We start from the raw sequence: 14,376 nt of genomic DNA on the forward strand, positions 1-14,376 counted from the left end.
AAACCTCTCCAATATGGAGAGGTTTTTGTTTGTATAAATAACGCAGCAGACTTCAATACGATAAGGAAATCAGATGCAAGGCTGGCTAGTGATCACCGTATCACTGATGTACCTCGGACTCCTCTTTCTCATTGCTTGGTATGGCGATAAGCAGCATCGTTGGCTAGCTCGCTGGCGGCCGTGGATCTACAGTCTGTCGATTGCGGTCTATTGTACTTCATGGACTTTCTACGGCACGGTGGGCCAAGCTAGTGACAATCCGTGGTCCTTCCTGCCGATTTATATTGCGCCGATACTGGTGTTTACTCTTGGTTGGCGTGTACTGGCACGTTTGGTGATCACTGCGAAACGAGAACACATCACATCGATTGCCGATTTTATCGCTGCTCGCTATGGTAAATCTCAAGGCCTGGCTGTGGTGGTTACATTGATAGCGGTTGCGGGGATCTTGCCCTACATCGCCTTACAGCTGCGTGGCATTACCATGGGGTTGGAGATCGTTTCTCCGGAATTACCGGAAGCATTTAACGCTCAGGGCATGGATGTATCTTGGTTTGTGGTTGGTGCATTGGCGATATTTACCATGTTGTTCGGTACGCGCCACATCGACAACACAGAGCATCATCGCGGAATGATGATGGCGATCGCATATGAGTCGCTCGTCAAGCTGGTGGCATTCCTCGTCGTTGGGTGTTTCATCCTCTATCTGGCACTCAATCGCAGCGACATCGAGCTGATGTCGATTGCCTCTGACACCTATCAGTCACCAAACCTGCCGACATTATTAATTCATACTGTGCTGACCATGATGGCGATTGTCTGTCTGCCGCGTCAGTTCCATACCATGGTAGTGGAAAACGAGCGCGCGCAGGACTTGCATACGGCGCGCTGGTTATTCCCCGTCTATCTGGTGTTGATGGGGATCTTTGTTTTGCCTATTGCTTGGGTAGGGCAGGGGCTGCTTAGTAGTGCGAGCCCTGATACGTATGTGATTAGCTTACCGATGGCCGTAGGTGCACAGGATATTGCTTTGCTGGCTTTTCTCGGTGGGACGTCTGCCGCTAGCGGCATGGTTATTGTCTCGACCATTGCGTTAGCCATCATGGTGTCGAACGATTTGGTGATGCCGCTGTTGCTGCGCCGGATGAAGCTTGCTCAGCGAAACCACCGCCACTTTTCAGGCTTATTACTGGTTATTCGACGTGGTTTGATTCTATTGCTGTTACTTGGTGCATGGGGCTTCTATCAGGCACTGGGCAATATCCACTCCCTATCGGCGATTGGCTTTCTTTCATTTGCAGCGATTACTCAGTTCGCGCCTGCTCTTCTGGGTGGAATGTACTGGCGAAATGGTAACCGAAAAGGGGTCTATGTTGGCCTCGCGTTTGGCTTTGGCTTATGGCTTATTACCTTAATGAGTCAGACCGATATGCTGGCTGGCGATGCCAACAGTAACTTCCTTCTGTGGCTAGTGACACCGCCAGAGGCTTTACAGGCTGCAGGTATTAAAGGTTCTGACTGGGGAATTGTCCTCAGCGTGACGATCAACGCGCTGTGCTATGTAGTGGTTTCGTTAATGACGCGTTCAAGTCTGAGTGAGCGTTTGCAGTCGGCGTCTTTTGTCGGTACGCCAATGCCAGAAAGTGAGAACATCAGCCTCTACCAAAGCCGCGTGACGGTAGGGGAGCTGGAAATGCTGGCATCGAGATTCGTGGGCCGGCAAAGGGTTCGAAACGCCTTTGAACAGTACTGGGCCCAGCAACACGAAACTATGTTGCCAAATCAGCAGGCACCTGCCAGTTTAATCCGCCATACGGAGCGAGTGTTGGCTGGCGTCTTTGGCGCCTCTTCAGCAAAGTTGGTCCTGACCTCTGCCCTGCAAGGGCGCAACATGCAACTGGAAGAAGTTGCGACTATTGTCGATGAAGCCTCTGAGCTGTACGACTTTAGCCGCGGGCTTCTCCAAGGGGCGATTGAGCATATTGGCCAAGGTATTGCTGTGGTGGATAAGCAGCTTCGCCTGGTGGCATGGAACCAACGATATCTGGAGCTGTTTGTTTTTCCTCAAGGGTTGATTCAGGTGGGAAGGCCGATCGCGGATGTGATTCGTCACAATGCTGAGCAGGGGCTATGTGGCCCCGGTGACCCAGAAGACCATGTCCGTCGCCGTATCTATCACCTTGAACAAGGCACCCGTCATACTTCTTCACGAGTTCGGCCTGATGGTCGGGTTATTGAAGTGCAGGGCAACCCGATGCCCGGCGGTGGTTTTGTGATGAGTTTTACTGACATTACGGTGTTCCGTGATGCAGAGCAGGCACTGAAAGACGCTAACGAAAGTTTGGAAGAACGGGTGCATGAACGAACTCAAGAGCTGGAGCAACTCAACAAACAGCTGGTCTCTGCCACTCAACGTTCCGAGCATGAATCTCAATCGAAATCGCGCTTTCTTGCGGCGGTCAGTCATGATCTGATGCAACCGCTCAATGCCGCACGCTTATTTGCTTCATCATTGTCTGAGGTGGCACAAGAAGAGGAAACCAAGCGCCTCTCCAAGCATATTGAAAGCGCTTTGGAGGCCGCTGAAGATCTGATCGGTGACTTGCTTGATATCTCTCGGTTGGAGTCAGGCAAACTTGATATTAATGTGCATGGCTTTGCAATTAATGACGTTCTCTCCAATCTAAACGCTGAATTCAGTGCATTGGCAAAACAGCAGGGGATTGAGTTTGAGATGGTGCCAAGCCAGCTGATTGTTCAATCTGACCCGAAACTGCTGCGCAGGGTGGTGCAGAACTTCCTGACCAATGCTTTCCGTTACAATCCCAAAGGCAAGGTGGTGCTAGGGGTAAGGCGGGTAGGTCAACAGGCGAGGATTGAAGTGTGGGATAACGGCACCGGTATCGATGAAGACAAACAGCAGGAAATTTTTGAAGAGTTTACCCGCGGTAGTCAGGTGCGTTCGGATCAAGGGCTTGGACTTGGTTTAGCGATTTCGAAAGGCATCGCCCACGTGCTGGGTCATCAGATTGCCATGCGATCTTGGCCAGGTAAAGGTAGCGTGTTCTCAATTACGCTCAATCGTAGCAATGAAGCTTTGGTACAGCCGCAAGCAGCGCCTTCAGCTGCCGTCTCTGATCTTAGTCACCTGAATGTACTCTGTGTCGACAATGAGCCGGAAATCTTGGTCGGGATGGAAAACTTGCTGGCGCGCTGGGGATGTAATGTGCGCACGGCGACTGACTTGGTAACGAGTTTGAAGTGTCTAGACGAAGAGTGGCTGCCTGATGTAATTCTCTCTGATTACCGCTTGGATAATGGTCGCACTGGGCTTGAAGTTTTACAGCAATGTCGACTGCGTTTAGGAGATAGTTTTAAAGGTGTGATCATCAGTGCGGATCGAACCAACGACATGATGGAGGGGATTAAATCTAACGGATTTAGCTTTATTCCTAAGCCAGTCAAACCGCTCAAGCTCAGGGCAGTCCTCAATCGGGTGTAACTGCGAATAAAGGCTCGCTGCATTAACTCACATTGAGCCATTACAGTGTGCTATTTTCTGAGTAATATTTCTTCTACTCTGTGATCTTGGCCTTTTTTCAAAATCAGCTGAGCACGCCCTTTGGTCGGTAATATATTGGCTGTTAGGTTAATGCCATTGATGGATTGCCAGATTGAATGTGCTTTTTCTATCGCTGCTTTTTCTGTGAGTTCTGTGTAGTGGCTAAAGTAAGAACCAGGTTTGGTAAATGCGCCGAAACGGAACTTTAAGAACCGTTCTACGTACCACTGCTCAATCACATCGCTTTTTGCATCAACGTACAAAGAGAAATCTAAGAAATCGGAAACAAATACACGATGGGGATCATGAGGGTAGTCCATCCCACTTTGAAGTACATTCAACCCTTCAATGATCAACACATCAGGTCGATCAACGACCTTTACCTCATCGGTAATGTCATAAGTAATATGCGAGTAGACCGGAACTTCGAGGTTGGGCTTTCCGGCTTTTACATCAGAAACAAACTCTACCAAACGCTTGATGTCATAAGACTCTGGGAAACCTTTACGATGCATGATCCCGCGATCATTGAGTATTTTTTTCGGGTACAGAAAACCATCTGTCGTCACCAGTTCGACTTTGGGGTGGTTTTCCCAACGGGATAGCAAAGCTTTTAATAAGCGAGCCGTAGTGCTCTTACCGACCGCGACACTGCCTGCAATACCAATGATAAAAGGTGGCGCACTTTCTTGATTGCCGAGAAAGTTGTTCAGTACAGAATTGCGACTTTGCCTCGCTGCGATATATAAGTTGAGAAGTCGCGCCAATGGCAGATAGATCTCAACAGCTTCTTCCATCGTCAGGCTTTCATTGACGCCTTGTAGCTCGATAAGATCCTCTTCGGATAGCGTCATAGGGACAGAATTACGTAGTTCTGCCCATTGTTGACGGTTAAAAGAGAGATATGGCGTCATAGTCTTCCTAACTGAGATTCGCGATAAGAGCTGCGAAAATACAACAACCTGTGCAAATTGCCAAATGACAAGGCAAGGAAGAGGCCGTTTTGTCGATGATTTTGTGTGATTTTTCAGCAAACAAACCGAAAGTGGATAAAATCTGGTTTTTTTTTAATTTAGCTATTGCAAGGTCGATAATCCTTCAATAGAATGCGCACCACTTATGCCGACTTAGCTCAGTAGGTAGAGCAACTGACTTGTAATCAGTAGGTCACCAGTTCGATTCCGGTAGTCGGCACCATTTCTCCTTTTATGAGAGGAATGGATGAAAAATTTGGAGGGGTTCCCGAGTGGCCAAAGGGATCAGACTGTAAATCTGCTGGCACTGCCTTCGATGGTTCGAATCCGTCCCCCTCCACCATATTCTTAAGGAAATAGCTCTCAGAGTTACGTGTTGCGGGCATCGTATAATGGCTATTACCTCAGCCTTCCAAGCTGATGATGCGGGTTCGATTCCCGCTGCCCGCTCCACTCTAATTTGAGTGCTGATATAGCTCAGGTGGTAGAGCGCATCCTTGGTAAGGATGAGGTCGGCAGTTCGAGTCTGCCTATCAGCACCAGCTCTAAGCAATGTTTCCTTTTGATACTTTCTTTTAACTAAACTACGTTTAGTGATTAAGAGAAGTTTATCACCAAGACTTTTTGGTTGCGTGGTCATCAAAGCCACCTAAATCCGTACCTAGAGGGACAACTCATGTCTAAAGAAAAATTTGAACGTACGAAACCGCACGTAAACGTTGGTACTATCGGCCACGTTGACCACGGTAAAACAACTCTAACTGCTGCAATCTGTACAACTCTATCTAAAGTGTACGGCGGTGAAGCGAAAGACTTCGCATCAATCGATAACGCTCCAGAAGAGCGTGAGCGCGGTATCACAATCGCAACATCTCACGTTGAGTACGACACTCCAACTCGTCACTACGCACACGTAGACTGTCCAGGACACGCGGATTATGTTAAGAACATGATCACAGGTGCTGCACAGATGGACGGTGGTATCCTAGTTGTTGCTGCGACAGATGGCCCAATGCCACAAACTCGTGAGCACATCCTACTAGGCCGTCAGGTTGGTATCCCATACATCATCGTATTCATGAACAAATGTGACATGGTTGACGATGAAGAGCTACTTGAGCTAGTAGAAATGGAAGTTCGTGAACTTCTATCTGAGTACGATTTCCCAGGTGATGACCTACCAGTTATCCAAGGTTCTGCACTAGGCGCCCTAAACGGCGAAGAGCAGTGGGAAGCGAAAATCGTTGAGCTAGCAGAAGCACTAGACAACTACATCCCAGAGCCAGAGCGTGCAATCGATCAGCCATTCCTAATGCCTATCGAAGACGTATTCTCAATCCAAGGTCGTGGTACAGTAGTAACTGGTCGTATCGAGCGTGGTATCCTAACAGTAGGTGACGAAGTAGAAATCGTAGGTATTAAAGAAACTACAACAACTACTTGTACTGGTGTTGAGATGTTCCGTAAGCTTCTAGACGAAGGTCGTGCGGGTGAGAACGTTGGTGCACTTCTACGTGGTACTAAGCGTGACGAAGTAGAGCGTGGTCAAGTACTAGCAGCTCCTAAGTCAATCAACCCACACACTAAGTTCGAGTCAGAAGTATACGTACTTTCTAAAGACGAAGGCGGCCGTCATACTCCGTTCTTCAAAGGCTACCGTCCACAGTTCTACTTCCGTACAACTGACGTAACTGGTAACATCGAGCTACCAGAAGGCGTAGAAATGGTAATGCCAGGCGATAACATCAAGATGACTGTAGAGCTAATCGCACCAATCGCAATGGACGAAGGTCTTCGTTTCGCGATCCGTGAAGGTGGCCGTACAGTAGGTGCTGGTGTTGTTGCTAAGATCTTCGACTAATTCTTAGGAATTGCTGAAGACTTCTGAAAAATCTTTGAATAAGATTTGACGAACCAGTAGCAAAAAGGGCATCATTTGATGCCCTTTTTCTGCACTAAATATAATGTTTGCTAATTTCTTATCCAAGCAAATATTAAGCAGGATTTTTTGCCCAAGATGTTGCTTCTTGGTCATTAAGAGAGTTCGCCAATCGAGTAAGGTTAGCGTCTCATGGATTTGCCCTGCAACAGCGGGGTTGTTGTCGTCTATATTAAGACTTGTGACAGGTTTGGTTTTATGAAAGCAAATAATGCTGAAACTCCTGAAAGCTCAAATGGCGCAGATATCTTCAAGTGGATTGTCACTTTCGTTCTGCTGACTGCCGCTGTTGTGGGTAATTACCTGTATGGTGAAATGTCTGTAGTGATTCGCGCTGCAGGTGTTGTTGTATTGATTGCTGCGGCACTAGGTGTTGCTGCTACAACAACAAAAGGTAAAGCTGCGATCGAGTTCGCTAAAGAATCTCGTATGGAAGTTCGTAAAGTGGTTTGGCCTACACGTCAAGAAACTATGCAAACTACTTTGATCGTTTTAGCTGTAAGTATTGTAATGGCTCTAGCACTTTGGGGCATTGACGGCATTATGGTTCGTCTTGTCAACTTTGTGACTGGGGTATAGAGGGTTTTAATTCATGAGTGAAGCTCCTAAAAAACGCTGGTATGTGGTTCAAGCCTTCTCTGGATTTGAAGGCCGTGTAGCTCAGTCTCTTCGCGAGCATATCAAAATGCATGGCATGGAAGAGCTGTTTGGTGAAGTTCTTGTTCCTACTGAAGAAGTAGTGGAAATGCGTGCAGGTCAACGTCGTAAGTCTGAGCGTAAATTCTTCCCAGGTTACGTCCTCGTTCAGATGATTATGAACGATGAATCATGGCACTTAGTACGCAGCGTGCCGCGTGTCATGGGCTTCATTGGTGGTACCTCTGACCGTCCAGCTCCTATCACTGATAAAGAAGCTGATGCTATCCTTAACCGTCTTGAGAAAGCGAGCGAGTCTCCTCGCCCGCGTACTATGTACGAAGCCGGTGAAGTGGTACGTGTTACTGATGGTCCATTTGCTGACTTCAACGGTACGGTTGAAGAAGTGGATTATGAGAAGAGCCGCCTGAAAGTGTCTGTATCGATCTTTGGTCGTGCAACACCAGTTGAGCTTGAGTTTGGTCAGGTTGAAAAACTTGATTAAAAAAACACCTTTTTAGGGTTGTTTAAGGCGCGAATTATGACTATAATTTCGCGCCTTTTTGCTTCTGTCGAAGCAAAAAGTTATTTACGTAAACGGGGAGCTGATCGGTCGATTAGCGTTTGTACCCAAAATTAGGAAAAATCATGGCTAAGAAAGTTGAAGCTTACATCAAGCTGCAAGTTGCTGCTGGTATGGCAAACCCAAGTCCACCAGTTGGTCCTGCTCTAGGTCAACACGGTGTTAACATCATGGAATTCTGTAAAGCGTTTAACGCAAAAACAGAATCTATCGAGAAAGGTCTCCCGACTCCTGTTGTTATCACTGTATACAACGACCGTTCTTTCACGTTCATCACTAAGACTCCACCTGCTGCAGTTCTTCTTAAGAAAGCGGCTGGCGTTAAGTCTGGTTCAGGTCGTCCAAACACTGAAAAAGTGGGTACTGTAACTGACGCTCAAATCCAAGAAATCGCAGAAACTAAAGCTGCTGATATGACTGGTGCTGACATCGAAGCAATGAAGCGTTCAATCGCGGGTACTGCTCGTTCAATGGGCCTAGTGGTAGAGGGTTAAGATCATGGCAAAACTAACTAAGCGCATGCGCGTAATCCGCGAAAAAGTTGACGTAACTAAAGAATACGAAATCAACGAAGCTGTTGCTCTTCTTCAAGAACTAGCAACTGCTAAATTCGTTGAGTCTGTAGACGTTGCTGTTAACCTAGGCATCGATGCTCGTAAATCTGACCAGAACGTACGTGGTGCGACTGTACTACCTCACGGTACTGGCCGCGAAATCCGCGTTGCAGTGTTCACTCAAGGTGCAAACGCTGAAGCAGCTAAAGAAGCTGGCGCAGATATCGTTGGTATGGAAGATCTTGCTGAGCAAGTGAAGAAAGGCGAAATGAACTTTGACGTAGTTGTTGCTTCTCCAGATGCAATGCGCGTTGTAGGTCAACTAGGTACTATCCTAGGTCCTCGCGGTCTAATGCCAAACCCTAAAGTTGGTACTGTAACTCCTAACGTTGCTGAAGCAGTTAAGAACGCTAAAGCTGGTCAGGTTCGTTACCGTAACGACAAGAACGGCATCATCCACACTACTATCGGTAAAGCAAACTTCTCTGCTGAGCAGATCAAAGAGAACCTAGAAGCACTTCTAGTTGCTCTGAAGAAAGCTAAGCCATCTTCTGCTAAGGGTACATTCCTGCAGAAAGTAAGCATCTCTACTACTATGGGTGCTGGTGTTGCTGTTGATCAGGCTAGCCTGAACACTCTAGCAAACTAATATATTTGCTTAGGCGCGAAATTTGTGTATAATTTCGCGCCTAATATTTGTGGTTGGGGCTGAACTTTGGTTCTGTAAGAATTAAGACCCAGTCTCCGTCCAAGACCGTAGGCGTCTGAATTTATTTGATAAATAAAGACTTAATTACCCTACGTAGATGGTGCCCGAACTGACAGAAAGCTCTATGTAAATAGTTACCTTTCTTCTGGGAAGCACCTCAATAGCTCTCACTGTTGTGATAATAGTGAGTGGTGTAACGACAACCAGGAGTAAATCCAAGATGGCTTTAAACCTTCAAGACAAAAAAGCAATTGTTGCTGAAGTCAACGAAGCTGCCAGTGGTGCACTTTCTGCAGTTGTAGCTGACTCTCGTGGCGTTGAAGTAGGCGCGATGACTTCTCTACGTAAACAAGCTCGTGAAGCGGGCGTTTACCTGAAAGTTGTTCGTAATACTCTAGCGCGTCGTGCGGTTGAAGGTACAGACTACGAGTGTCTAACAGACACTTTCACTGGTCCTACTCTAATCGCATTCTCTAACGAGCACCCAGGTGCCGCAGCGCGTCTTTTCAAAGACTTCGCTAAAGAGAACGACAAGTTCGAGATCAAAGCTGCTGCATTCGAAGGCGCAGTTACTGATGCTGAAGTACTAGCGACACTACCAACTTACGACGAAGCAATTGCACGCCTAATGATGTGCATGAAAGAAGCTTCTGCAGGCAAGCTGGTACGTACTATCGCTGCACTACGCGATCAAAAAGAAGAAGCTGCGGCATAAGCCTTGCTTTTTACTGGTTGCTAATTAAACTTATTGTTGATTTTAAAAGAGAATTGTTATGTCTATTACTAACGAGCAAATCCTAGACGCAGTTGCAGAAATGTCTGTAATGCAAGTTGTTGAACTAATCGAAGCAATGGAAGAGAAATTCGGTGTTTCTGCTGCTGCTGCTGTTGTAGCTGGCGGCGCTGCTGGTGGCGAAGCTGCTGCTGAGCAAACTGAATTCGACGTAATCCTAGAATCTGCTGGCGGTAACAAAGTTGCTGTAATCAAAGCAGTACGTGGCGCAACTGGCCTAGGTCTTAAAGAAGCTAAAGCTCTAGTAGACGGCGCACCTGCACCTCTAAAAGAAGGCATCGAGAAAGATGAAGCTGAAGCTCTTAAAGCTCAGCTAGAAGAAGCTGGTGCAAGTGTTACTGTTAAGTAATTATTGCATAGTTTCTTAGCCTAACGGCTAATGGCTGGTGGTTTTATAACCACCGGCCTTTTTGCGCTGTAGGGGTTGGGTGATTTTTCCGCTGTTTGAGCACCCAGGTTCCTAGCAAAAAACATTTCATTACAGCTTAATGAAATGTCACTACATTCAAACAGGTGTTAGTCACTGTCTCATAACGATTGGAGACAGTTTGGGTCACTTATCAGCGAGCTGAGGAACCCCATGGTTTACTCTTATACCGAGAAAAAGCGCATCCGTAAGGACTTTGGTACTCGTCCACAAGTGTTGGACATTCCATACCTGCTATCGATCCAGCTCGATTCGTTCGAAAAATTCATCGAACAGGATCCTGAAGGTCAATACGGTCTTGAAGCTGCTTTCCGTTCTGTATTTCCAATTCAGAGCTACAACGGCAATTCCGAGCTGCAATACGTTAGCTACCGTCTTGGTGAGCCAGTTTTTGATGTTAAAGAATGTCAAATTCGCGGCGTAACTTACTCAAAACCACTTCGCGTAAAACTACGCCTAGTTATCTTTGATAAAGACGCGCCAGCAGGTACTGTAAAAGACATTAAAGAACAAGAAGTCTACATGGGCGAAATTCCGCTTATGACAGACAATGGTACCTTCGTTATCAATGGTACCGAGAGGGTTATCGTATCCCAGCTGCACAGAAGCCCAGGTGTATTCTTCGACAGCGATAAAGGTAAGACCCACTCTTCAGGTAAAGTTCTATATAACGCACGTATCATTCCTTACCGTGGTTCATGGCTTGATTTCGAGTTTGATCCTAAGGACAACCTATACGTACGTATTGACCGCCGTCGTAAGCTACCAGCATCTATCATTCTTCGCGCACTAGGTAAGACGACAGAAGAGATCCTGGACATCTTCTTTGAGAAGGTGAACTTCGAGGTTAAAGATCAAACTCTACTTATGGAGTTGGTTCCTGATCGTCTACGTGGTGAAACTGCGTCATTCGATATCGAAGCAAACGGCAAGACTTACGTTGAAACAGGCCGTCGTGTAACGGCACGCCACATCCGTCAGCTTGAAAAAGATGGCGTTGAGCACATCGAAGTACCAGTAGAGTACATCGTAGGCAAAGTGTCTTCGAAAGACTACATCAACGAAGCGACTGGCGAGATCATCGTTGCGGCTAACCAAGAAATCAGTCTTGAAGCACTAGCGAATCTATCTCAGGCAGGCCATAAAGCTCTAGAAGTTCTATTTACGAACGACCTAGATCACGGTCCATTCATGTCAGACACGCTACGTATCGACAGCACGGTTGATCGTATTTCTGCACTGGTAGAAATCTACCGCATGATGCGCCCTGGTGAGCCACCAACGAAAGAAGCTGCTGAAGCACTATTCGACAGCCTATTCTTCTCAGAAGAGCGTTACGATCTATCGACTGTTGGTCGTATGAAGTTTAACAGCTCTATCGAACGTGAAGATGCTCAAGAGCAAGGCACACTTGACGAAACTGATATCGTTGAAGTGATGAAGAAGCTTATCGCTATCCGTAACGGCATCGGTGAAGTGGACGATATCGACCACCTAGGTAACCGTCGTATCCGTTCTGTTGGCGAAATGGCAGAAAACCAATTCCGCGTTGGTCTAGTACGTGTTGAACGTGCTGTTAAAGAGCGTCTAAGCCTTGGTGATCTTGATGCAATCATGCCTCAAGACCTAATCAACGCTAAGCCTATCTCTGCTGCGGTTAAAGAATTCTTTGGCTCTTCACAGCTGTCACAGTTCATGGACCAAAACAACCCGCTATCAGAAGTTACGCACAAGCGTCGTATCTCTGCTTTGGGTCCTGGTGGTCTTACTCGTGAACGTGCTGGCTTCGAAGTACGTGACGTACACGTAACTCACTACGGTCGTCTGTGTCCTATCGAAACGCCTGAAGGTCCAAACATCGGTCTGATCAACTCCCTATCTGCGTTTGCACGTTGTAACGAGTACGGTTTCCTTGAGACTCCATACCGTCGCGTAGTAGATGGTGTAGTAACAGACGAAGTTGATTACCTATCTGCTATTCAGGAAGGTCAGTACGTTATCGCTCAGGCGAACACGGTACTTTCTGAGCAAGGTACATTTGCTGAAGAGCTAATCACAGCTCGTCAGAAAGGTGAATCTGGCCTACACCCACGCGAACATGTTGACTACATGGACGTTGCAACTAACCAGGTTGTATCTATCGCTGCATCGCTTATCCCGTTCCTAGAACACGATGATGCGAACCGTGCATTGATGGGTGCGAACATGCAACGTCAGGCCGTTCCAACACTTAAGGCTGACAAGCCTCTAGTTGGTACTGGTATCGAGCGTAACATCGCCGTTGACTCTGGTGTTACAGCGGTAGCGAAACGTGGTGGTGTAATCCAGTCTGTAGATGCCTCTCGTATCGTTGTTAAAGTTAACGAAGACGAGCTGATCCCTGGCGAAGCAGGTATCGATATCTACAACCTAACTAAATACACTCGTTCTAACCAAAACACGTGTATCAACCAGCGTCCATGTGTGATGCCGGGTGAACCTGTAGCACGTGGCGACGTTCTTGCTGACGGTCCTTCAACAGACCTTGGTGAACTAGCTCTTGGTCAGAACATGCGTATCGCGTTTATGCCTTGGAACGGTTACAACTTCGAAGACTCGATTTTAGTATCTGAGCGCGTAGTTCAAGAAGACCGTTTCACGACTATCCACATTCAAGAGCTATCTTGTGTGGCGCGTGATACTAAGCTTGGTGCTGAAGAAATTACAGCTGACATTCCAAACGTAGGTGAATCTGCTCTGTCTAAACTAGACGAGTCAGGTATCGTTTACATCGGTGCGGAAGTGAAAGGCGGTGATATCCTTGTAGGTAAAGTAACGCCTAAAGGTGAAACTCAGCTAACGCCTGAAGAGAAGCTACTACGTGCTATCTTCGGTGAGAAAGCATCAGACGTTAAAGACACGTCTCTACGCGTACCAAACTCTGTATCCGGTACGATCATCGACGTTCAAGTATTTACTCGTGACGGTGTCGAAAAAGACAAACGTGCACTTGAAATTGAACAGATGCAGCTAAAAGAAGCGAAGAAAGACCTGACTGAAGAATTCCAGATTCTTGAGGGTGGCCTTCTAAACCGCGTTAAAGCTGTACTCATCGATGGTGGTTACACTGAAGCGAAACTAGACACTATCGATCGTAAGAAGTGGCTAGAGTTAACGCTTGAAGATGATGCTCAACAGACTCAACTTGAACAGCTTGCTGAGCAGTATGACGAGCTACGTGCTGATTTCGATAAGAAGTTTGAAACCAAGCGTCGTAAGATCACACAAGGTGATGATCTCGCACCTGGCGTACTGAAGATCGTTAAGGTTTACCTTGCGGTTAAACGTCGTATCCAGCCTGGTGATAAGATGGCGGGTCGTCACGGTAACAAGGGTGTAATCTCTAAGATCAACCCTGTTGAAGACATGCCTTACGATGAGAAAGGCCAGCCGGTTGACATCGTACTGAACCCACTGGGTGTACCTTCGCGTATGAACATCGGTCAGATCCTAGAAGTTCACTTAGGTCTGGCAGCGAAAGGCATCGGTGACAAGATCAACCAAATGGTGAAAGAGCAGCAAGAACTGGCTAAGTTCCGTGACTTCCTACAGAAAGTTTACGATCTTGGCGAAACTCGTCAGCAAGTCGACATTGCATCGCTTTCTGATGATGAAGTTCGTACGCTGATCAACAACCTGCGTGGTGGTCTGCCAATCGCGACACCAGTATTTGATGGTGCGAATGAAACGTCAATCAAAGAGCTTCTCAAACTCGGTGACTTGCCAGAATCTGGTCAGTTAACGCTGTTTGATGGTCGCACAGGTGATGCGTTTGAGCGTCCTGTAACGGTTGGTTACATGTACATGCTGAAACTGAACCACCTTGTTGATGACAAGATGCACGCTCGTTCTACTGGTTCGTACAGCCTAGTAACTCAGCAACCACTTGGTGGTAAAGCTCAGTTCGGTGGTCAGCGTTTCGGTGAGATGGAAGTATGGGCACTAGAAGCATACGGTGCTGCTTACACGCTTCAAGAAATGCTAACGGTTAAGTCGGATGACGTTAACGGCCGTACTAAGATGTACAAAAACATCGTAGACGGTAACCACAGCATGGAACCTGGCATGCCAGAATCGTTCAACGTACTGTTGAAAGAGATTCGCTCGCTAGGTATCAACATCGAGCTAGAAGACGAAGAGTAATCCCCACGGGGTTATTT

At 47.0% G+C, this 14,376-nt stretch carries 10 protein-coding genes and 4 tRNA genes; 13 read left to right on the forward strand and 1 reads right to left on the reverse strand.

Annotation, left to right across the window (positions count from 1 at the left end; translation table 11 throughout):
* The first annotated feature begins 73 nt into the window (after positions 1-73).
* On the forward strand, positions 74-3,502 hold the full coding sequence (locus CTT30_RS01220; RefSeq protein ID WP_252035840.1) for a PAS domain-containing hybrid sensor histidine kinase/response regulator: 3,429 nt from the start codon (positions 74-76) through the stop codon (positions 3,500-3,502).
* A 50-nt stretch (positions 3,503-3,552) separates the two neighbouring features.
* Here the strand turns inward: CTT30_RS01220 and coaA are convergent, their stop codons facing one another.
* Positions 3,553-4,476 carry a type I pantothenate kinase gene (coaA, locus tag CTT30_RS01225; protein WP_239838035.1) on the reverse strand — a complete coding sequence of 308 codons (924 nt, stop codon included), beginning with the start codon at positions 4,474-4,476 and terminating at the stop codon, positions 3,553-3,555.
* 207 nt (positions 4,477-4,683) lie between these two features.
* On the opposite strand from coaA, the gene CTT30_RS01230 reads away from it, so the two are divergent.
* The 12 genes from CTT30_RS01230 (at position 4,684) to rpoB (ending at position 14,359) form a co-directional block, all read left to right on the forward strand.
* Positions 4,684-4,759 (forward strand) — tRNA-Thr (locus tag CTT30_RS01230).
* Positions 4,760-4,794: 35 nt separating this feature from the next.
* Positions 4,795-4,879 (forward strand) — tRNA-Tyr (locus CTT30_RS01235).
* Between the two features lie 35 nt (positions 4,880-4,914).
* Positions 4,915-4,989: transfer RNA gene (locus CTT30_RS01240), tRNA-Gly, on the forward strand.
* 13 nt (positions 4,990-5,002) lie between these two features.
* A tRNA-Thr gene (locus CTT30_RS01245) sits at positions 5,003-5,078 on the forward strand.
* 134 nt (positions 5,079-5,212) lie between these two features.
* A complete protein-coding gene (tuf, locus tag CTT30_RS01250; RefSeq protein WP_038509321.1) occupies positions 5,213-6,397 on the forward strand; it encodes an elongation factor Tu in 1,185 nt (394 codons plus the stop codon).
* A gap of 276 nt (positions 6,398-6,673) precedes the next feature.
* On the forward strand, positions 6,674-7,054 hold the full coding sequence (gene secE / locus CTT30_RS01255) for a preprotein translocase subunit SecE (protein ID WP_239838038.1): 381 nt from the start codon (positions 6,674-6,676) through the stop codon (positions 7,052-7,054).
* Positions 7,055-7,067: 13 nt separating this feature from the next.
* Positions 7,068-7,616 (forward strand): transcription termination/antitermination protein NusG, encoded by a 549-nt coding sequence (nusG, locus tag CTT30_RS01260; protein ID WP_239838041.1) that lies wholly within the window; start codon positions 7,068-7,070, stop codon positions 7,614-7,616.
* 143 nt (positions 7,617-7,759) lie between these two features.
* A complete protein-coding gene (gene rplK / locus CTT30_RS01265; RefSeq protein ID WP_006957115.1) occupies positions 7,760-8,188 on the forward strand; it encodes a 50S ribosomal protein L11 in 429 nt (142 codons plus the stop codon).
* 4 nt (positions 8,189-8,192) lie between these two features.
* Complete coding sequence (gene rplA, locus CTT30_RS01270; RefSeq protein ID WP_004747603.1) at positions 8,193-8,897, forward strand: 50S ribosomal protein L1; 705 nt, start codon at positions 8,193-8,195, stop codon at positions 8,895-8,897.
* A 280-nt stretch (positions 8,898-9,177) separates the two neighbouring features.
* On the forward strand, positions 9,178-9,672 hold the full coding sequence (gene rplJ, locus CTT30_RS01275; RefSeq protein ID WP_006957114.1) for a 50S ribosomal protein L10: 495 nt from the start codon (positions 9,178-9,180) through the stop codon (positions 9,670-9,672).
* Positions 9,673-9,730: 58 nt separating this feature from the next.
* Complete coding sequence (gene rplL, locus CTT30_RS01280; RefSeq protein ID WP_006957113.1) at positions 9,731-10,099, forward strand: 50S ribosomal protein L7/L12; 369 nt, start codon at positions 9,731-9,733, stop codon at positions 10,097-10,099.
* A 231-nt stretch (positions 10,100-10,330) separates the two neighbouring features.
* Positions 10,331-14,359, forward strand: a complete 4,029-nt coding sequence (gene rpoB / locus CTT30_RS01285; protein ID WP_252035842.1) for a DNA-directed RNA polymerase subunit beta — start codon at positions 10,331-10,333, stop codon at positions 14,357-14,359.
* The last annotated feature ends 17 nt before the right edge of the window (positions 14,360-14,376 follow it).

Source organism: Vibrio coralliilyticus (genome assembly GCF_024449095.1).
In the GTDB taxonomy this organism is placed as follows: domain Bacteria; phylum Pseudomonadota; class Gammaproteobacteria; order Enterobacterales; family Vibrionaceae; genus Vibrio; species Vibrio coralliilyticus_A.